Origin of the sequence: Knoellia remsis, assembly GCF_003002895.1 — a bacterium.
GTDB classification, from domain to species: domain Bacteria; phylum Actinomycetota; class Actinomycetes; order Actinomycetales; family Dermatophilaceae; genus Knoellia; species Knoellia remsis.
The window spans coordinates 77932-97568 of sequence record NZ_PVTI01000001.1; the positions used below are offsets into that span (position 1 = coordinate 77932).

At 71.5% G+C, this 19637-nt stretch carries 13 protein-coding genes; 6 read left to right on the plus strand and 7 right to left on the minus strand.

Features of this window, described 5'->3' with window-relative positions:
• Positions 1–8: 8 nt before the first annotated feature.
• From BCF74_RS00360 to BCF74_RS00390, 7 genes are all read right to left on the minus strand, one after another.
• Positions 9–779: a polysaccharide deacetylase family protein gene (locus BCF74_RS00360; protein ID WP_106295981.1), complete on the minus strand. Its 771-nt coding sequence runs from the start codon at positions 777–779 to the stop codon at positions 9–11.
• Complete coding sequence (locus BCF74_RS00365) at positions 776–2698, minus strand: O-antigen ligase family protein (protein ID WP_106295982.1); 1923 nt, start codon at positions 2696–2698, stop codon at positions 776–778. Before BCF74_RS00365 ends, BCF74_RS00360 begins: the two co-directional genes overlap by 4 nt.
• Complete coding sequence (locus BCF74_RS00370) at positions 2695–3744, minus strand: polysaccharide biosynthesis C-terminal domain-containing protein (protein ID WP_106295983.1); 1050 nt, start codon at positions 3742–3744, stop codon at positions 2695–2697. The genes BCF74_RS00365 and BCF74_RS00370 overlap by 4 nt, the downstream gene beginning before the upstream one ends.
• Complete coding sequence (locus BCF74_RS00375) at positions 3744–4934, minus strand: GNAT family N-acetyltransferase (RefSeq protein WP_106295984.1); 1191 nt, start codon at positions 4932–4934, stop codon at positions 3744–3746. The genes BCF74_RS00370 and BCF74_RS00375 overlap by 1 nt, the downstream gene beginning before the upstream one ends.
• Positions 4931–5842 carry a hypothetical protein gene (locus BCF74_RS00380; protein WP_106295985.1) on the minus strand — a complete coding sequence of 304 codons (912 nt, stop codon included), beginning with the start codon at positions 5840–5842 and terminating at the stop codon, positions 4931–4933. Before BCF74_RS00380 ends, BCF74_RS00375 begins: the two co-directional genes overlap by 4 nt.
• Before the next feature lie 272 nt (positions 5843–6114).
• Positions 6115–8736: a DEAD/DEAH box helicase gene (locus tag BCF74_RS00385; protein ID WP_106295986.1), complete on the minus strand. Its 2622-nt coding sequence runs from the start codon at positions 8734–8736 to the stop codon at positions 6115–6117.
• A gap of 39 nt (positions 8737–8775) precedes the next feature.
• Entirely contained in the window at positions 8776–10569 is a 1794-nt protein-coding gene (locus BCF74_RS00390) for a glycoside hydrolase family 35 protein (RefSeq protein WP_106295987.1), read from the minus strand.
• A gap of 154 nt (positions 10570–10723) precedes the next feature.
• Here BCF74_RS00390 and BCF74_RS00395 point away from each other — a divergent pair, with 154 nt between their 5' ends.
• The 6 genes from BCF74_RS00395 (at position 10724) to rpsT (ending at position 19560) form a co-directional block, all read left to right on the plus strand.
• Positions 10724–11530, plus strand: coding sequence for a DeoR/GlpR family DNA-binding transcription regulator (locus tag BCF74_RS00395; protein WP_106295988.1), 807 nt, complete (start codon positions 10724–10726; stop codon positions 11528–11530).
• 100 nt (positions 11531–11630) lie between these two features.
• Positions 11631–14423 carry an MGH1-like glycoside hydrolase domain-containing protein gene (locus BCF74_RS00400; RefSeq protein ID WP_106295989.1) on the plus strand — a complete coding sequence of 931 codons (2793 nt, stop codon included), beginning with the start codon at positions 11631–11633 and terminating at the stop codon, positions 14421–14423.
• Positions 14420–15241: a glucose 1-dehydrogenase gene (locus BCF74_RS00405; RefSeq protein WP_106295990.1), complete on the plus strand. Its 822-nt coding sequence runs from the start codon at positions 14420–14422 to the stop codon at positions 15239–15241. The genes BCF74_RS00400 and BCF74_RS00405 overlap by 4 nt, the downstream gene beginning before the upstream one ends.
• Positions 15242–15556: 315 nt before the next feature.
• Positions 15557–17857 (plus strand): ATP-dependent DNA helicase, encoded by a 2301-nt coding sequence (locus BCF74_RS00410; protein ID WP_106295991.1) that lies wholly within the window; start codon positions 15557–15559, stop codon positions 17855–17857.
• Between the two features lie 230 nt (positions 17858–18087).
• Positions 18088–19080: a DNA polymerase III subunit delta gene (gene holA, locus BCF74_RS00415; protein WP_106295992.1), complete on the plus strand. Its 993-nt coding sequence runs from the start codon at positions 18088–18090 to the stop codon at positions 19078–19080.
• A gap of 219 nt (positions 19081–19299) precedes the next feature.
• Positions 19300–19560, plus strand: a complete 261-nt coding sequence (gene rpsT, locus BCF74_RS00420; RefSeq protein ID WP_106295993.1) for a 30S ribosomal protein S20 — start codon at positions 19300–19302, stop codon at positions 19558–19560.
• The last annotated feature ends 77 nt before the right edge of the window (positions 19561–19637 follow it).

Sequence of the window (19637 nt, forward strand, 5' to 3'; positions counted from 1 at the left end):
TCCGTGTCTCAGACCCGCTCGGCGTGCCCGACGAGGTCGTGGACGAAGCTGCGTACCCGGGGCACGTGACCCAGGGCGCGACGGGCGAGGGGGTAGGCGCGCTGCAGCTTGAGGTCGAACGTGCGCGGCGTGTCACCGGCGTTGACGTCGATGCGCGGGATCGCGAACCGCCCCCCGCCCGTGTAGGTCGCGAAAGCGCACTCGAAGCCCGCCTCTCGGACCGCTTGCCGCGCACGGGCGTCGTGGTCGCCGTACGGGTACGCATACGTGCGCGGCGTCCGACCGAGAACCTGACGCATTCGCTCACGGGCCTGTGTCGTCGCCTCGTCGAGGCACGCGTCACTCATGTCGACCATCGAGTCGTGCGTCCACGAGTGGCAGCCGAGGGCGACCCGCGTCTGCGCGAGGGCGCGCATCTCGTCGTCGTCCATGAGCTGGTATGCCGGTGCGGCCGCCGGAGCGGCGCTCTGCCCGGCGAGGCCGGGCGAGACGAAGCAGATGGCGGGGGCGTCCCGCTGAGCCAGCACCGGAGCGGCGTGCTCGAGGATCGAGCAGTAGCCGTCGTCGAAGGTGACGAGGACGCCGCGCGGGTGGGCTGCGCGGCCGTCGAGGACGTCGAGGTAGGCCGACTCGTCGATGAGCTCGAAGCCCTTGCACGCGAGCCGGTCGAGCTGAGCTGCGAAGGCCGCGACGGGGACGAAGAGGTGCGCGGGGTCCAGCTCACGAGGCACCACGCCGAGCCCGTGATACATCAGCACCAGCGGCGTACGGCCCCTCATGCCGGTCTCCGCAGGAGCCAGAGCCCGAGCGCGAGGCAGAGCACGACGACGCTGCCCACCCCGAAGGCCAGCAGCTTCGGAGGACTGTCCGAGGCGTGTGCCGCCGATGCCGGCGCGAGCTGCACGATGCTCACGCCACGGTCCGGGGACAGGTTCTCATCGGCGCGCGACGAGATCGCGTTTGCCAGCTCCGCGGCATCGCGTCGGCTCGACGCCGTGGCGACGACGCGGATGGTTGCGGTGTCCGGGTCGGTGCTGGCGTCGACCGACGGCTTGCCGGCGATCCCGAGGCGGGCCTGCTCGCGGTCCACGACGGTGTCCGCCGAGAGCGCAACGGCATACTGCTGGGCGAGCAGCTTGAGCTCGTCGGCCGGGGGGCGCGAGTCACCGGTGGAGCGCAGGCCGAGCGTCGCCGTCGCCTTGTAGTTCTGCGGCATGACGTAGAGCGCTCCCGCGAGGGCCGAGAGGCCCAGCAGAGCGACGACGACGGGCAGGACGCGGCCACGTCCGTTCGTGCGGGTTGCTCGGGTGGTGGCGCGGCCGCTGGCGGGTGATGACGTCATGAAGTCGATGTTCCTCAGGAGTGTCGTGAATCGTGGCGCGGCGAGAGGGCTGGCGCCCACCGCTCCGGCAAGCAGCCATGCGGTCAAGGTCAGCGCGGGGTTCCGCCATGGGAAGTCGATCACCCCGTGCGCCCCCGCGCCGATGACACCGGCCAGGGGGCCGACGCTACTCCACATCCGCGAAGCAGGGTCGGTGCTCCGGAGCACCCGACCCAGGGCGAGCAGAACCGCTGCGGCGAGGACCGCGAGCCCGACGAGGCCGATGATGCCCGTCTCGGCGAGAACCGTGAGCGGCAGGTTGTGTGCGTGCAGCGGTGGCTCGACCGACACCGGCGACGTGCTTGCGCTCGCCGCGCGCTCCAGACCACCGGGTCCGACGCCCGTCACCGGGTGCGCGCGGAAGACGTCGTAGGCCAGCTGCCAGATGAAGGGACGCTCGTCGGACGGGGAGGCCGACGGGGTGAGGATCGAGCCCACCCGTTGTCCGATGATGCCGATGACCCCGCTCGGGGCGGCGACGATGACGGCCACGAGGCCGAGAACCGAGGCGATCGCACCGAGCCCGAGCGGCCGGCGCGCGGCCGGGAGCATGAGTGCGAGCGCGAGGAGCCCGGCGATCACGCCGAGCCACGAGCCGCGCGAGAGGCTCATCACGAGGCCGCCGAGGACCACGAGCACGGCCAGCGCGAGAAGGCCTCGCAGCGCCGCGTGGAGGCGCGGTTGCACCGCTGCGGCCACGAGCACCGGGAGCAGCAGCACGACGAAGGCACCCAGCTCGTTCGGCTGGGCGAAGACCCCCTGGAGGCGTCCGCTCACGACGGCCCCACCGGCGGAGCTGCTGAGCTGGCCGGTCGAGGCCAGCGCCTGCGCCTGGACGGCCACGAGCACCACGAGGAGGGTGGTGAGGACGAGCTTGACTCGACGCGGGTCGGTCAGCTGGACCATGGCCGCGGCGCACCCCCAGCCGAGCACGCTGATGATCGCGAGCACCGCTGCCCGCGGGAGATCGGGTGCGGTCGGCAGGCTCACGAGCTGGGTGAGGGGGACGACGGCGAGCACGGCGAGCACCCGCGGACGGCGCAGCCGACGGGTTGCGGCGGCCTGCAGCGACACGAGTGCGCACGGGCCGAGCATGAGGACGGGCAGCAGGCTCGGGAACCACGGCGTGGCCACGACGACGGCGACGAGCGAGAACGCCAGCATCCGTTCCAGGACGGGCGATCGGGTCTGCTCTTGCGTCCGACGGGTGCGGAGCTCGGCCCGGGTCATGGGCGGCACGGTCGCGGCGGCGACGGCGGGGCTGGTGGCGGGGCCGGAGGCGGGTCGCGCGGCCGGGGAGGCGACGAGTGCGCTCATGCCGTTCGCCCCATCGCGTTGCGCACGAAGCCCGAAGACACCGGGTCGAAGCGGCTGCTCGCGAGCCACCACGCGGCGGCATACGTCATCCCACCCAGCCCGACCGCGACGAGGGCGGGGAGGGGCAGGACGAGGACGACGGCGCTGAGCAGGGTTGCGGCTCCGGCGACGAGCAGGCTGCGGCGGACGCCGTCCGGGCGCAGCTCGCGCCGCAGCCCACGCATCGCGACCAGGGCCTGGGCGAGGTAGGCGAGGGTCGTCGTCGCGGCGGCGGCGACGGCACCGAACCGCGGGATGAGAAGCATGTTGAGCGCGAGGTTGAGGCCGAGGGCCACCGCGCTCGCGCGCAGGACGATCGGGTCGGGGCTCACCAGCGGCGTGAGCGTGGCGTCCTCGCGGGTCCGGTGCGAGCCGACATAGCCGACGAGCTCGATGCCTTGGTCGCGGTTGTTCGCGACCCGTCGGCTGAGCTCCTGTGCCGCCTCACCCTCACCGACGACGAGCAGCCGGACCTGCCCGCCGGGCCGGCGTCGCTGCCGACGGTGGTGTGCGTAGACCTGGCTGCGGCCCAGGACGATGCAGGCGAGCATGACGAGGGCCACGGCCCAGAGGTGGCGCAGCTCGAGCGGGTCGACGACCTCGGCGATGACCGCGACGGCACTCGCTCCGACGAGGACGCCGACGGCGAGGTAGGGCAGGTCGTCGAGAGCGTTCTCGGTGAGGCGGCGGCGGTAGAGGCCGAGCCAGCGGTGCACGAGGGTGGTCCCCAGTGCCAGGGACACCGCAGCGAGGGCGCGTCCCGACCCCGTGACGAGGAGCAGGGCCGGCACGAGGAGGTCCACGAGGACCAGCGGCGCGGCGGAGAAGTGCCGGGGGGTGCGGCCCTGCGGTAGGGGGTGGCGGTCGGCCCGCGTGGTCGCTGCGCCCGTGTCGTCGAGGGGCGGCGGGGCCTGGCTCGCGCCGGGTGCTGCGGCGAGCCCGGCTCCCGCGCTCGCGGTTGCGGTGGATGTCACGGTGGATGCGGGATAGATGTCGTAGGCCGCCATCACGTCACCGGTGTCCCGCGCCGTCGGTTCTGGAGGCGGCGCATCGTGCGCACCGTCGCGGCGGCGGCGCTGGAGCTGTCCCGCAGATGGCGCAGCCGCATGCGGAGGGTCTCGGCGCCAGCACGGGTGACGTCCTCGGCCCGGGCGAGCGCAGGGTGGGACCAGGCTCGCAGGTGCGCCGTGGGTCGATCGCCCGTGTGGATCTGCCGTTTGAAGTCGTTGAGTCCTCGCCCGAGGTCGACCACCTCGACCCGCCCGTCGGCGTACCAGGCCTGCAGCATGCGCCCGAACAGCAGAATGCCCGCGGACAGCTCTTCCGCACCGGGCCGCATACGGCTGTCGACGAGTCGGCGGACCTCGCCGTTCTCGCCGTCTGCGACGGCGATCGCATACATCACGAGCTCTCCGGAGACCGTGAGCTGCCACAGCTCCACGGCGCCGCGCTCGAGGTGGCGCTCGACGAGGGCGGTGTGCAGCTCCCGGCGGCGGGGGTCGGCGAGGTCGTCCGCCCGACCGAGGGCGACCTCGCGCTCTTCGCGCAGGGCCAGTGTCGCGGGCAGGGCGGCCCGGACCGCGTCCGGGTCGAGCAGCCGCTCGAGGTTCCACGGGCGGCCAGACTCGTCGAGCCGACGGGCAGCTTGGCGCACCTTCTGGCGGGTCTTCTTGCGGCTCCACCCCTCGCTCGGCCGGCCGCCCGACCAGCGCACCTCGGGCAGCACGTCGCCGGCACCCACTGCGACGGGCCCCCGGCTCGCGAGCACGGTCTCGAGGTGCGCGAGAACGGGGTTACCGGGCTGCAGCTGCTCGAGATCGAGCCGCCAGAGAGGGGCATGGTCGAGGAGGCGCACCACCTGGCCGGCGAGCTCCTCGGCTGCGCCCTGGTCGCATGCGGGCAGGCGCTGCTCGTCGGCGATCCCGTCCAGAGCCAGTCGCACGTCGAGCAGCGGCCCACGTCGACGGACCGTGAGCAGCGCGGCTGCCCGCAGTCCGTCCGGGCCGGGCACGATGACCGCGGTCACGGGGGTCCGGGTCAGCCGGCTCCAGGTCGCGACGTGGTCGGCACGGGTGGTCACCGGCACCCCGAGCCGCTCGTGCAGCTCGGTGACGGAGTCGAGGGCGGCGGACAGGTCGACCGTCTGGGCACGGGGAATCCGGACGGTGGCACGGCCACCGAGGGAGGCGGTCGTCATGCGAGCTCCCGGACTCCTGTCGGCTGAGACGGGTCGACGACGAACGTGGGGCGCGGCCCGGGGAGCTGACGGCCCCGCGCGATGCGTCCGTCCACTCGCGCGGCGATGGCCTTGCCGTGGTCGAGCACCGGAGAGTCGTGCTCTGCGACCCGGGCGAGCCCGAGTCGCTGCCGCACGAGGTGGTTGCCGGCGTCGATCCGCTCACGCCGTGTCGACGCGGGTGTGCGGTGCTCCGTCGACAGCGACACGTTGAGCCCCTCGAGGTTGGCGACGCGATGCGGGGAGTTCTGCGGCCACCACGCCACCTGTCCGGGCTCGAGCACGGCCGACCAGGCGTGCTCCTCGAAGGCCGGGTCGTAGGGGAGCTGCTCGTCGCTGCGACCGGCGACGATCGCCTCGAGCTGACGCGCCTCGATGAACCGCGACCCTCTCGGATAGACGTGGACGCGCTTGCTGCCACGCAGGTGCCACAGCGCGTTCGGCTGATTGTCGGCGTGGTAGTAGACCTGCGCGGTCGGTGAGGAGATCAGCAGCGTCGTCTTGACCGAGGTCGGGGCGAACCCCGGCACCAGCTCGGAGATCTCCTCGTAGAGACCGCGCGTCAGTCGACCCAGAGTCGGGTCGGCGTCCCCCACGCCGACGACGTTGAGCCACAGACGTCCGCGGGCCACCGTTTCGAGCAGCTCGGCGCCGGGCACATCGGTCGTGCGGCCGCGCTGCCACTCGTCGGTCCGGGTCACGTCGGTGCCCATCGTGTACGGGTGGACGATGTCGCGCGGGATGCGGTCGAGCAGTGCGGCCAGCCCGTCAGTGTCGAAGACCGGGTCCTCATGCAGGCGGTGCCGCGCCACATGCGGGCCACCGGACTCCCAACGTCCGATGTCCTCGTACGTCCACGACGTCCTCATCCGAACCCCACACCCTTTCCCAACCTCATCGAGACTATGAGTCACAAGTGAGTACAGCGTTCTCACTTGTGACTGAGCGTCACTCTAATGGAGATGCGGGAGTCGGCAAGTCGTACGAGCACGAGATTGGAGGGCCGTCGCCGGAGACGGCGTGAGGTGGGCCTCGCGGAACGGCCGCGATCGCCCGCCGCGTGGGTGGACGACGCGGCCGGCGCGGCCGGCTCAGCTGGCGCGGGATGATCGGCGCGCGGGTGCGGGGGGCGCCGATGTGGTCAGAGACGACGCAGCGCCGTGGCGGCGAGGACGAGCTCGCCCGTCCGGTCGCTCGCGTCGAGGTCGGCGACCGCCTCGATGACCCAGTCGCGGTTCTCGACCGGGTCGCTCAGGATCTGGCGCACCCGCCAGATGCGCTGGGGCCCGTCATCCTCCAGACCGGGCACGGCATCGCGTGCCGGCTCGATCTGCAGCAGCGACGGCCCACGGGCGTCGGCGTCCGTGGCGATGGAGCCGTGCTCGTCCCAGTAGTCACCGAGGGCGATGTCCCAGGCGTCCTCGTCCATGGCGACCGTGCGGCCGTCGTCGGCAGCTGCTGCGACATCGGCCTCGAGCCGGGTGAGCGCGTCGACGTCATCGCGCGAGGCAAGGTCCACCCGTCGCCACATCGCCTGACGCACCATGGCGCGAAAAGCCTTCTCGTTGGCCGTGATCGGGCGTGGTGGCGGTGGCGCCTCACCGTGTGCGGCGGCGGCGTTGCGGACCGCCTCCGGGTCGGTGAGAGCGGCCCACTCGTCGATGAGCGAGGAGTCGGTCTGGCGGATCGTCTCGCCGAGCCACTCGATGATCGTGTCGAGCTCCTCGTCGTGGTGCGCCTCGGGCACGGTCTGGCGCAGGGTGCGCCACGCGTCGGAGAGGTAGCGCAGCACGACGCCCTCGGAACGAGCGAGGCCGTAGCGGCGCACGAGGTCCCCGAAGCCCATCGCCTGCTCCCACATCTCCCGCACGATGCTCTTGGGGTCGAGCGCGTCGTCGGGGAGCCAAGGGTGGGTCTGGCGATAGGTCTCGTATGCCGGCTCGAGCAGCTCGCGCAGCGGCTGCGGGTGGGTGACCTCCTCGATGAGGGCCATCCGCTCGTCGTACTCGACGCCCTCGGCCTTGAGCTCGGCGATCCGCTCACCTCGCGCCGCCCGCTCCTGGGCGCGCAGCACCGGGCGGGGCGGATCGAGGACGGCCTCGACGACGGAGACGACGTCGAGGGCGTGCGTCGGCGACTCGGGGTCGAGCAGGTCGAGGGCGGCGAGGGCGAAGTGGGCCAGGGGCTGGTTGAGGGCGAAGTCGGCGGGCAGGTCGATGGTGAGGTCCACGGTGCGGCCGCCCGGTCCCGCCTCGGGTAGGCGCTGGATGACCCCGGATTCGAGGAGTGATCGGCCGAGACGGATCGCGCGCCGGGCGAGGCGGGCCTGTCCCTGCGGGGTCTCATGGTTGTCGCGGACGAGCCGGCTGATCGCCGCCACCGGGTCGCCGGGACGGGCCATGAGGTTGAGGATCATCGCGTTGTCGATCCGCATGCGCGAGACGAGCGGTTCCGGCTCGCTCGCGACGAGCTTGTCGAAGGTCTGCTCGGTCCACACGACCGTGCCCTCGGGCGGCTTGCGGCGCTGCACCTTGCGCAGCTTCTTGGGGTCGTCGCCGGCCTTGGCGAGGTTGCGCTCGTTCTCGATGACGTGCGGGGGAGCCTGCACGACGACCGACCCGCTCGTGTCGTAGCCCGCCCGACCGGCGCGCCCGGCGATCTGGTGGAACTCACGCGAGCGGAAGACGCGCTCGCGCTGCCCGTCGAACTTCACCAGACCGGTGAAGAGCACCGTGCGGATCGGCACGTTGATGCCCACGCCGAGGGTGTCGGTGCCGGCGATGACCTTGAGCAGCCCGGCTTGGGCGAGCTGCTCGACGATGCGGCGGTAGCGGGGGAGCAGCCCGGCGTGGTGCACACCGATGCCGCGACGCAGCAGCCCCGACAGCGTCCGGCCGAAGCCCGCGGCGAACCGGACCGGGGCCAGTCGCTCGGCGATCGCCGCCTTCTCCTCCTTGGTGAGCAGCGAGAGGTTCGTCAGCGAGGCGGCATACTCTGCGGCCGCCTGCTGGCTGGCGTGGACGACGTAGACGGGTGCCTGGTGCGTCGAGACGATCTCCTCGACCATCTCGGCCAGCGGCGTGAGCGACCACGTGAAGCTCAGCGGCACGGGTCGCTCGGCCGTCGTCACGTGGGCGACCTCGCGACCGGTGCGCCGCTCGAGGTCCTCGGAGATCGCGGTCATGTCGCCGAGCGTCGCCGACATGAGGAGGAACTGCGCCTGCGGCAGCTCGAGGAGCGGCACCTGCCACGCCCAGCCGCGCTGCGGGTCGGCGTAGTAGTGGAACTCGTCCATCACGACGAGCCCGACATCGGCCGAGGACCCTTCTCGCAGAGCGATGTTCGCGAGGACCTCGGCGGTGCAGCAGATGATCGGGGCGTCCGCGTTCACCGATGCGTCACCGGTGAGCAGGCCGACGTTCTCCGCGCCGAAGACCTCGCACAGGGCGAAGAACTTCTCGTTGACCAGCGCCTTGATGGGGGCGGTGTAGAAGCTCACCCGGTCCCCGGACAGCGCCGCGAAGTGGGCCGCGACCCCGACGAGTGACTTGCCCGACCCCGTCGGCGTGGCGAGGACGACGTTGCGGCCGGAGACGACCTCGATGACCGCCTCGTCCTGGTGCGGGTAGAGCGCGACACCGGAGGTCTCCGCCCACTCGACGAACGCGGCATACAGCTCGTCCGCGTCGGTGGTCACCGAGGACAGGGCACGCTGAGCGAGGGGGTGGGCCGGGGCGGAGGACTGCGGGGAGGACGGGCTCATCGCGGGCCATCCTCCCATCCGGCGTGACCGCCGGTCTGGTCACTCGGCGCGGAACTCGGCGGCCTTCCCGAGATCGGCCCGGTCGCGGATCTCGATCGCCTTCCCCGGCGTCCCCATCTCGAGGACGACGAGCTCGTTCTCGCCCTCGCGCCACAGCGGTGCCGGGGCATAGAGCGTGCGCTGCGGCCCCGCCGCGTCGTAGCGACCGAGCAGGAAACCGTTGAGCCACAGGAACCCCCGGCCCCACTCCGGCAAAGCCAGGTACCCATCCGCCGGCGCGTCGACGACAACGGTCGCGGCGGCATACACCGGACCCTCGGTGGGCACCTCGTCAGGCGAGCCGAACGAGATCCCGGCAGTGAACCCCTCGGCGTCGAGCTCGACGGCCGTGCTCTCCCAGCCGTGGATGAAGCGGTGCGCGATGCGGATGCCCGACACGCCCTTGCGGTCCCGCCCGACGCGCGGGCCGAAGTTGATCCGGCCGCGGTTCTCGACGAGCACCTCCACCGGGGTGGGCTCACCGTCGGTGCGCGGCGTCAGCGGTATGCCGGCCGCGGCCTCGGGCGCGTCGACGACCGCCACGCGCGTGCCGTCGACGAAGACGTGGGCACGGTCCGCGAGGTCGTCGAGGACGAGCTGGCGGCCGTCCGGTGGCACGAGCACGCTGCCGCGGTAGAGCACGAGCCCGCGACCCGAGCCGAGCTCCTCCATCGTCACCGGCATCGGCCGGCGCACCGGCTCGCCCCACGACGACGCGCTGTCGTCGAACGACGCCCACCGGTCCACCTCGACGGTGCGCGGCTCGAGACGCGGCAGGAGCGGCGGCGGCTCGACGTCGGGGAGTTCGAAATGCCGGCCGATGACGTCGCGGAACGCGTGGAACTTCGCGGTGATCTCACCGCCCTCGCCGACCGGGGCGTCGTAGTCGTAGCTCGTCACCGTCGGCTGGAGGACGCCGTCGAAGTTGGCACCGTTCCACAGGCCGAAGTTGGTGCCGCCGTGGGCCATGTAGAAGTTCACCGAGCCGCCGGCGGACAGCATGTCGTCGAGGACCTGAGCGGCTTCCTGCGGGTCGCGGGTGTGGTGGTCCTCGCCCCAGTGGTCGAACCAGCCGTGCCAGAACTCCATGCACATCTTCGGCTCTCCGGGGCGGAAGACCTCGAGCTCGCCGAACGCCTTCGCTGCCCGCGAGCCGAAGTTCACCGTCGCGGCGAGCCCGGGGAGGGTGCCGTTCGCCAGCCAGTCCGGGCCGGGCCCGTCCGAGGTGAACAGCGGCACGTCGACGCCGCGCCGGACGAGTCCGTCGCGGACGTGTTCGAGGTATGCCGTGTCGTCACCGAACGAGCCGTACTCGTTCTCCACCTGGACCGCGACGACGGGCCCGCCCTGGGTGGCCAGCCGCGGCAGCACGCGCGGGATGAGCTCGTCGAGGTACTCGTCCACCGCGGCGAGGTAGGCGGGATCGGAGGTGCGCAGCTGCATACCCGCAGTGCGGTGCAGCCATCCAGGGAAGCCGCCGAAGTCCCACTCGGCACAGATGAACGGACCCGGCCGCAGGAGCACGTCGAGGCCCTGCGCCTGGGCGATCTCGAGGAAGTGCGGCAGGTCGCGCCAGCCGCTGAAGTCGTACACCCCGGGCGCCGGCGAGTGGAAGTTCCACGCGACGTAGGTTTCGATGGTGTTGAGGCCCATCGCCGCGAGCCGGGCCAGCCGGTCCTCCCAGAGGTCCGGGTGGACACGGAAGTAGTGGACGGCGCCGGACACGACGCGGTCGGGGAAGGGGCCGTCGGCTGCGGGGGTGGTGTCGGCGGACTCGGCGTCTGACGCGCCCATGGGGCCTCCGCTCAGGAGTGGACGGAAAGGTGAGTGAATCTGCCCGGATCAGTGAGATTCTGCTCAGGTTCACGCGGACAAGCGGTGCTCGAAAAAGTATCATGGGCCCCGCTCCCCACCGCCGCGCCGCCCACCCACGACGATTGCGACCCTCATGCGACAGCAACGACTCAACGCCCTCATCGAGCTCATCAGCGAACGCGGGCACGTGTCGATCCCCGACGTGGAGGAGGCACTCGGCGTCTCGGCCGCCACCGCCCGCCGCGACATCTCCCTCCTCGCCGAGCAGCGCCTCGTGACTCGCACGCACGGTGGTGCGACGGCGCTGGGGTCGGCCTACGAGCTGCCGCTGCAGTACAAGATCGCCAAGGAGGCCGACGCCAAGCGCGCCATCGCCCGGGCGGTCGCCCAACTGGTGCGCCCCGGCGAGGTCCTCGCCGTCAACGGCGGGACCACGACGACCGAGGTCGTGCGCGAGATCGTGCGCCGCGAGGACCTTGCCGCCGACGCGAGCATCACCGTCGTGACCAACGCGCTCAACATCGCCTACGAGCTGTCGATCCGGCCCAACGTCACGATCGTCGTCACCGGTGGCACGGCGCGCTCGCAGTCGTTCGAGCTCATCGGGCCGCTCAGCGACGACGTGCTCGCGAAGATCGTCGTCGACACGGCGATCATCGGCGTCGACGGCTTCAGCGTCCGCGGCGGTGTCACCACCATCCATCCGGCCGAGGCCAAGGTGAGCGGCCAGTTCATCAAGGGCGCCAGCCGGACGATCGTCGTGGCCGACCACACGAAGCTGGACAGGGTCACCCTGGCGCGCATCGTCGACCTCGAGGCGGTGACCACGCTCGTCACCGACCGTCCGCTGCCGGCGACGCTCCAGGAGGCCGTCAAGGCCTCCGGGATCGAGGTGGTCGTGGCCCCGCCGGGCAAGGAGAACGGACACCGCGGCCAGTAGGTCACGCACGCTCGCCGACCTCGTCGTCGGCGCGCCTCGTGGGCCCGCGAGGGCGCGCCCCCACGGCCGTCGCGAGGTCGACTCCTGACAGAGTGGTGCCATGACGTCCGTCGAGCCCGATGAACGCCCGCAGACCCCGGAGCACCAACGGCTCCTCGACTCGCCGGAGGACGGTGACCCCTGGCGCGCCTGGGGACCCTACGTGTCCGGGCGGCAGTGGGGCACCGTCCGCGAGGACTACTCCGCCGACGGTGACGCGTGGAGCTTCTTCCCCTTCGACCACGCCTCGAAGCGCACCTACCGCTGGGGCGAGGACGGCATCGCCGGGCTCTGTGACCGCTACGGCTTCCTCAACCTCGCCATCGCGATGTGGAACGGGCAGGACGACCGGCTCAAGGAGCGCTACTTCGGCCTGACCAACGGGGAGGGCAACCACGGCGAGGACGTCAAGGAGTACTGGTGGCACCTCGACGCGACCCCGACGCACAGCTGGGCCCAGCACCTCTATCGCTACCCGCAGCGCGCCTTCCCGTATGCCGTCCTGCGCAGTGAGAATGCCGCGCGCGGCTACGACGTTCCCGAGTTCCAGCTCGCCGACACCGGTGTGCTCGACGAGGATCGGTTCTTCGACGTCGTGACGACGCATGCCAAGGCGGATGTCGGCGACGTCCTCGTGACCTACGAGGCGACGAACCGCGGGCCGGAGGCGGCGCCGCTCGACCTCGTCCCGCAGCTGTGGTTCCGCAACACCTGGGCCTGGGGCCGGGACACCCGCACACCGGTCATCGAGGTCGTCGGCGACGCGCCCGACGGGACGGTGCTGTTGCGTGCCACCCACGCCCACATCGGCGTCGTCGAGCTCGTCGCCGAGGGGGCGCCGGAGGTGCTCGTCTGCGACAACGAGACCAACGTGCCCGCCTGCTTCGGTGCGGGCGAGAGCCTCAGCCCCTATCCCAAGAACGCTGTCGAGGCGGCGATCGTCGGTGGCGACCGGAGCCTGCTCTCACCCGACGGCCGCGGCACCAAGGTCGGGCTCCGCTACCGCTTCGACGCTGTCGCGCCGGGGGAGACCGTGCGCATCCGGCTCCGGCTGCGTGATGACGCCTGGGAGCCGGGACGATCCACGGCCGCGGCGCCCGCGGTGATCCAGGACTCGGCGACACCGGCCAGTGCGCCGCCTCCCGGCACGCCGGGCGACCCGGGCCCGCTCGGCGCCGGCCTCGGCGACGACTTCGAGGACGTCCTCGCCCTCCGTCGCCGCGAGGCCGATGACTTCTACGCCTCGGTCATCCCCGGGCAGGTCACCGACGACGAGCGACTCGTCGCCCGCCGCGCCTTCGCCGGCCTCAACTGGGGCAAGCAGCTCTACCGCTACAACGTGCGCGAGTGGCTCGAGGGCGATCCGGCGGGACCGCCGCCGCCGGAGAGCCGAAAGGCCAAGGAGCCCTACGGGCGCAACACCTCCTGGACGCATGTCGCGCTCGCCGATGTCGTCTCCATGCCCGACGAGTGGGAGTACCCGTGGTTCGCGGCGTGGGACCTCGCGTTCCACACCGTCGCCATCGCCCACATGGACCCGGCGTTCGCCAAGAACCAGCTGCTCCTCATGGTGCGCGAGTGGGCGCAACACCCCAACGGGCAGCTGCCGGCATACGAATGGTCCTTCGGTGACGTCAACCCGCCGGTGCACGCGTGGGCGGCGTGGCAGGTCTACGTCCTCGACGGCTCGCGGGACCAGGCGTTCCTCATCAAGGTGTTCACCAAGCTGCTCTTCAACTTCTCGTGGTGGCTCAACCGCAAGGACAGCGACGGGTCGAACCTCTTCGAGGGCGGCTTCCTCGGGATGGACAACATCAGCGTCTTCGACCGCTCGCGGGAGGTGCCGGCCGGCTGGCGGCTGGAGCAGTCCGACGCGACGAGCTGGATGGCGTTCACCTGCCTGCAGATGCTGCGCATCGCTCTCGAGCTGAGCCGGGTCGACCGCGCGTGGGACGGGCTCGCCACGACCTTCCTCGAGCACTTCTTCTCCATCGCCGACGCCATGGAGTACTTCGGCACCGACGGTGTCTCGCTGTGGAACGAGGAGGACGGGTTCTTCTACGACATGCTCGTCGACCCCGAGGGCAAGGCCCACCCGGTGCGGGTGCGTTCCCTCGTCGGGCTGCTCCCGCTCATCGCGGTGGCCGAGGTCCCCAGCTGGTCCTTCGACGAGCTCACCGACTTCGCGGCCAGGCTGCGCTGGTCACAGGAGCGTCGGCCCGAGCTCACCGACGCGCTGCTGCACACCCAGGACGGCGACGGCTCGCACTACACCCTCACGCCGGTTCCACGTCCGCGGATCGAGGCGCTGCTCCGGCGGCTCTTCGACGAGGGCGAGTTCCTCGCGCCGCACGGCATCCGCTCCCTCTCGGCGGCCTACCGCGGCGGGCAGAGCCTCGACCTCGGCGAGACGAGCGTGCACATCCAGTACGACCCGGGCGAGTCCTCGACGGGCATGTTCGGCGGCAACAGCAACTGGCGCGGGCCGATCTGGTTCCCGACCAACGTGCTCATCCTCGACGCGCTGCTCACCTTCGCCGACAGCGCGGACGGTGACATTCGGGTCGAGTTCCCGACCGGCTCCGGGACACAGGTGTCGCTCGAGGAGGCCGCCTACGGCATCAGGGACCGGCTCATCTCACTCTTCCGCGCCGGCGCGGGCGGGCGTCGCCCGGGCACGCCGCGCGAGCACCCGTCGGGGCCGCTGTGGGACGCCCACCCGACATTCAGCGAGCACTTCAACGGCGACACCGGCGTCGGCCTCGGCGCCACCCACCAGACCGGGTGGACGGCACTCGTCGCCCACCTCATCTGCACCACGCCCCAAGACCTGCAGAAGGAGATCGACTCATGAGCACCGAGGTACGCAGCGACTCACACACCGGCGCGAAAACCGCTGGCGCACAGGCTCGCCCGCTCGAGGGCAAGGTCGTCGTCGTCACCGGCGGCAACTCCGGCATCGGCGAGGGCATCGTCCGCGAGGCGGCGGCGCAGGGGGCGAAGGTCGTCATCGACTACGTCTCGCGGCCCGAGGACACCGACGCGATCATCCGCGACATCGAGGCCGCCGGTGGGCAGGCCGTCGGCTGCGAGGCCGACGTGTCCAAGGTCGCCGACCTGCGCAAGCTCGTCGACACCGCAGTCGAGACGTTTGGGCGGCTCGACGTCATGGTCAACAACGCCGGCGTCGAGTTCGGCGAGACCGTCGCGACGCTCACCGAGGAGAAGTACGACCTCCTCATGGCGATCAACCTCAAGGGTGCCGTCTTCGGCACGAAGCTCGCCGCCGAGCAGATGCGCAGCCAGGGCGACGGTGGCGTCATCATCAACATCACCTCGACGCACGAAGACTGGCCGATGCCGAGCGACCTCGCCTACTGCATCTCCAAGGGCGGCATGCGCATGCTCACCCGCACCGCCGGGGTCGAGCTCGGTCCGGACAGGATCCGCGTCGTCGGTGTCGGCCCCGGCGCCATCAACACCCCGATCAACGCCGACGACACCCCCGAGCAGACCGCTGCGCTCGAGGCGGCGATCCCGCTTGGCTACATCGGAACCACGCAGGAGATGGGCAAGGTCGTGTGCTGGGCCGCGTCCGATGCTGCCTCCTACGTCACCGCGACGACGGTCATGGCCGACGGCGGCCTCATGCAGAAGCCCGGCGCCGTCTGACCGGCTGCCCACCCCCACCACACTCACCCCCGTCCCGATCTCACCCAATTGGACGGTTGGGGACGGGACTCGCGGGTATGCCGTCCGCTCACCTTCCGTCCCGATCTCACCCAATTGGACGCTCCGGGACGGGACTCGCCGGTATGCCGTCCGCTCACCTTCCGTCCCGATCTCACCCAATTGGACGCTCCGGGACGGGACTCGCCGGTATGCCGTCCGCTGAGAGTGCGTGCACAACTCACCAATTCCTCCCCTCCGGCACGCACCTGTGGGTGGCGGGACGAGCGGCGAACCAACGCGGCATAGGCTGACCCGGTGCCGACCCTCGACGACCTCCTCGCCGCCGCCGTCAGCGGCGTCGGAGGCAGCGAGCGCCCCGGCCAGGTGACGATGGCGCACGCCGTGGCCAAGGCCGTCGACACCGGAGAACACCTCCTCGTCCAGGCCGGCACCGGCACCGGCAAGTCCCTCGCCTACCTCGTCCCGGCGGTCCAGCACGCCGTCGACACGGGCACCCCGGCGGTCGTCGCCACCGCGACCCTCGCCCTCCAGGCGCAGATCGTCGACCGCGACATGCCCCGCGTCGCCGACGCGCTCGAGCCGCTGCTCGGCCGTCGCCCGACCTATGCGATCGTCAAGGGCCGCCGCAACTACGTCTGCCTGCACAAGCTCGAGGGCGGCTTCCCCGACGACGACGAAAGCTCCCTGCTCAGCGTCGGCGACGTCGACAAGCAGGCCGGCCGTCTCGGACAGGAGGTCGTCCGGCTGCGCGAGTGGGCGGGCGAGACCGAGTCGGGCGACCGTGACGAGCTCGTCCCCGGGGTCTCCGAGCGTGCCTGGCGGCAGGTGTCGGTCAGTGCAGAGGAGTGTCTCGGCAGCAAGTGCCCCATGGTGAACGACTGCTTCGTCGAGCTGTCCCGCAAAGCCGCCAAGGACGTCGACATCATCGTCACGAACCATTCCTTCATGGCCATCGACGCCTTCGAGGGACGCCAGATGCTGCCGGAGCACGACGTCCTCGTCGTCGACGAGGCGCACGAGCTCGTCGACCGTGTCACCGCGACCATCACTGACGAGGTCACCCCCGGCATGGCCCGCACTGCCTCGAAAAGGGCTGGGAGACAAGCGGACTCGAGCGAGACGATCGACGACGCCGCGACCTTCCTCGAGTCGGTCCTGGAGGAGATCCCCGAAGGCCGGTTGACGGCGATCCCCGACAACCTCGCTCTCGCGCTCGGCCGTCTCCGCGACACGACGAGGCAGGTGCAGTCCGAGCTCAAGCCGCCACCCGGTCAGGAGCCCGACGGCGCCCGGCAGATGGCCCGCGCCGCGGTCGACGAGCTGCACGAGAACGCCGCCCGCATCCTCGAGGAACGCGAGCTCGACGTCGTCTGGGTCAACAAGGACCCACGGCGGGGGAGCGTGCTGCGGGTCGCGCCGATGAGCGTGGCGATGCTCGTGCGCGACAAGGTCTTCGAGGACCGCACCGTCGTCCTCACGAGCGCGACGCTCGAGCTCGGCGGCACTTTCGACGCGGTCGCCGGCACCATCGGCCTGCGCGGCGAGGGGTCGCCGAAGTGGTCCGGTCTCGACGTCGGCAGCCCCTTCGACTACCCGCAGCAGGGGATCGCCTACGTCGCGAAGCACCTCCCGCCGCCCGGCCGGGACGGTGCCTCGCCCGAGAGCATGGACGAGATCGAGGCGCTGGTCCGCGCCGCCGGGGGCCGTACCCTCGGCCTCTTCTCATCGATGCGCGCCGCCCGCGCGGCGACCGACGAGATGCGCGAGCGCCTCAAGGACCTCGAGGGCGACCTGACGATCCTCTGTCAGGGCGAGGACCAGATCTCCACCCTCGTCCGGCAGTTCGCACGCGACCCGCGCACCTGCCTCTTCGGGACCCTCAGCCTCTGGCAGGGCGTCGACGTGCCCGGTTCGTCGTGCCAGCTCGTCATCATCGACCGCATCCCGTTCCCGCGCCCCGACGACCCGCTCGCCTCGGCCCGCTCACGGGCCATCGCCCGCATGGGCGGCAACGGCTTCATGGCCGTCTCGGCGACTCACGCCGCGCTCCGGCTCGCCCAGGGGGCCGGTCGCCTCATCCGACGGGGAGACGACCGCGGCGTCGTCGCCTTCCTCGACTCGCGGATGATGAGTGCGCGGTATGCCGGGTTCCTCCAGCGCTCGTTGCCTCCCTTCTGGCCCACTGCGGACCGCAACCTCGTGCTCAATGCCCTGAAGCGGCTCGATGCGACCGCCCCGCCGCCGCTCGAGGTCGCCGACCCGGCGCTGCGCGGGCTCACCGGAGCGGTCAAGGGCACGGCGATGGGGGACGCCGCGGTCGCCGAGGCCGAGGCGAAGGGCGAGGTCGACGCCACAGACTCGCGCCCGATCGCGACCGCGCCACCGCCCGCCCCGTCGGCGTCGGCGCGCACGGCCGTGACGCAGGGCCACGCGTGGACCGAACAGGCCGACGAGGAACTGCGCGACGGTGTCGAGCTCGGCCTGTCGGTCGAGGAGCTCGCCGAGTCCCTCGAGCTGCCCACCGAGGCCGTCGCGGCCCGGCTCGACAGCCTCGGCCTCGAGGCCGGCACCGGCGCCACCCTCACCTTCGACTGAGGTCGTCCGCGCGCGGGGTGGTCGCGTGGCCGTTCCTGCGCCGTATGCCGCCCGCTCGCCTTCGGCGTTGCTGCGCCCCTCACGCCGGGGGCGCAGATCGTGGCCAGGGGCGTCGGTATGGGTGCGCCCCGGACCAGCCTCGGCGCCGGTCGAGCCATCGGCGCAGAAATGCTGAACCCCACCACCGCAGCACCCCAGCCGGGCGCTCGTCGTCGGACCCGCGTGGCAGAGTGACCCGCGTGAGTGACCCCGCCCTCGTGCAGCGCCGCGTGCCACCGCTCGTCCTCATCGCCGGGCCCGAGCAGGTCCTCGCCGAGCGCGGCCTTGCCGAGGTCCTCGCGGCCGTGCGCGAGCGCACTCCCGATGTCGAGGTCATCCGCCTGCACGCGAGTGCCTACCAGCCGGGCGAGCTTGCGGTGCACGCCAGCCCGTCGCTCTTCGGCGGCGACAAGTGCGTCGTCGTGCACGACCTCGACGAGGCAACCGACGAGCTGCAGCAGGACTTGCTGGCTTACCTCGACACCCCGCCGGAGGAGGTCACGCTCGTCGTCACCCACAAGGGTGGCAACCGCGGCAAGAAGGTCCTCGACACCCTGAAGAAGTCGCGCGCCCGCGTCATCGACGCCCCGGCCATCAAGACCGACCGGGACAAGGCCGACTTCGCCATGCACGAGTTCCGCCGGGCCAAGCGCAAGGCCACCGGCCCCGCCGTGCAAGCCCTTGTCGACGCCGTCGGCAAGGACGTGCGCGAGCTCGCCGCCGCCGCCCAACAGCTCATCTCCGACACGACCGGCACCATCGACGAGCAAATTGTCCTGACCTACCACGGCGGCAAGGTCGAGGCCACCGGCTTCAAGGTCGCCGACGCCGCCGTCGCGGGCGACGCGGGGGAGGCGCTGCGTCTGCTCCGTCATGCCATCGCCGTCGGCGTGGACCCCGTGCCGATCGTCGCCGTCCTCGCCCAGCAGCTCCGCCAGCTCATCAAGGTCGGCTCGGCCGGCCGCGGCCGCTCCGCCGATCTCGCCCGTGACCTCGGCATGGCGCCGTGGCAGGTCGACAAGGCCCGCCGCTCGCTCCAGGGCTGGACTGCCGAGTCCCTCGCGAGATCGCTCCAGGCCGTCGCCGCCGCCGACTACGAGGTCAAGGGTGGTGGCCGTGACCCGGTCTACGCCGTCGAGCGTGCCGTCCTCACCATCACCCACGAGAAGGCCGCCGCCGGCTGACCGCCGCAGGCGAGCGACGGCCACCACACGGCATACCGCATCGTTTTGCCCGGTCAGGACCGCCGCTGGTAGATTTGCCCCTCGCGTGCGCGCCCAGGTCGTGCGCGCACGACGCTCCACCCAGAGCGGCTCACGCAAGCGGTGCCCCACGCCGCCGTCCCGAGCCGCGTCTGCCGCCCTCTACGGCAACCAACCGACCGCACCAGAAAGTTTCTCTTCGTGGCAAACATCAAGTCCCAGCTCAAGCGCATCAAGACCAACAAGGTCGCGACCGAGCGCAACAAGGCCGTCAAGTCCGAGGTCCGCAGCGCGGTCCGCAAGGTCCGCGAGGCCGCGGACGCCGGCAACGTCGACGCTGCCAAGGAGGCCCTCAAGGTCGCCTCCACCAAGCTCGACAAGGCCGTCAGCAAGGGCGTCCTGCACAAGAACAACGCGGCGAACAAGAAGTCGGCCATGGCCAAGAAGGTCGCCGGTCTCTGATCGACCCGCACACCCGCGAGGGCCCGTCACCGTGATCGGTGACGGGCCCTTGCGCGTCTGCCCTGCGCCGGCACCTC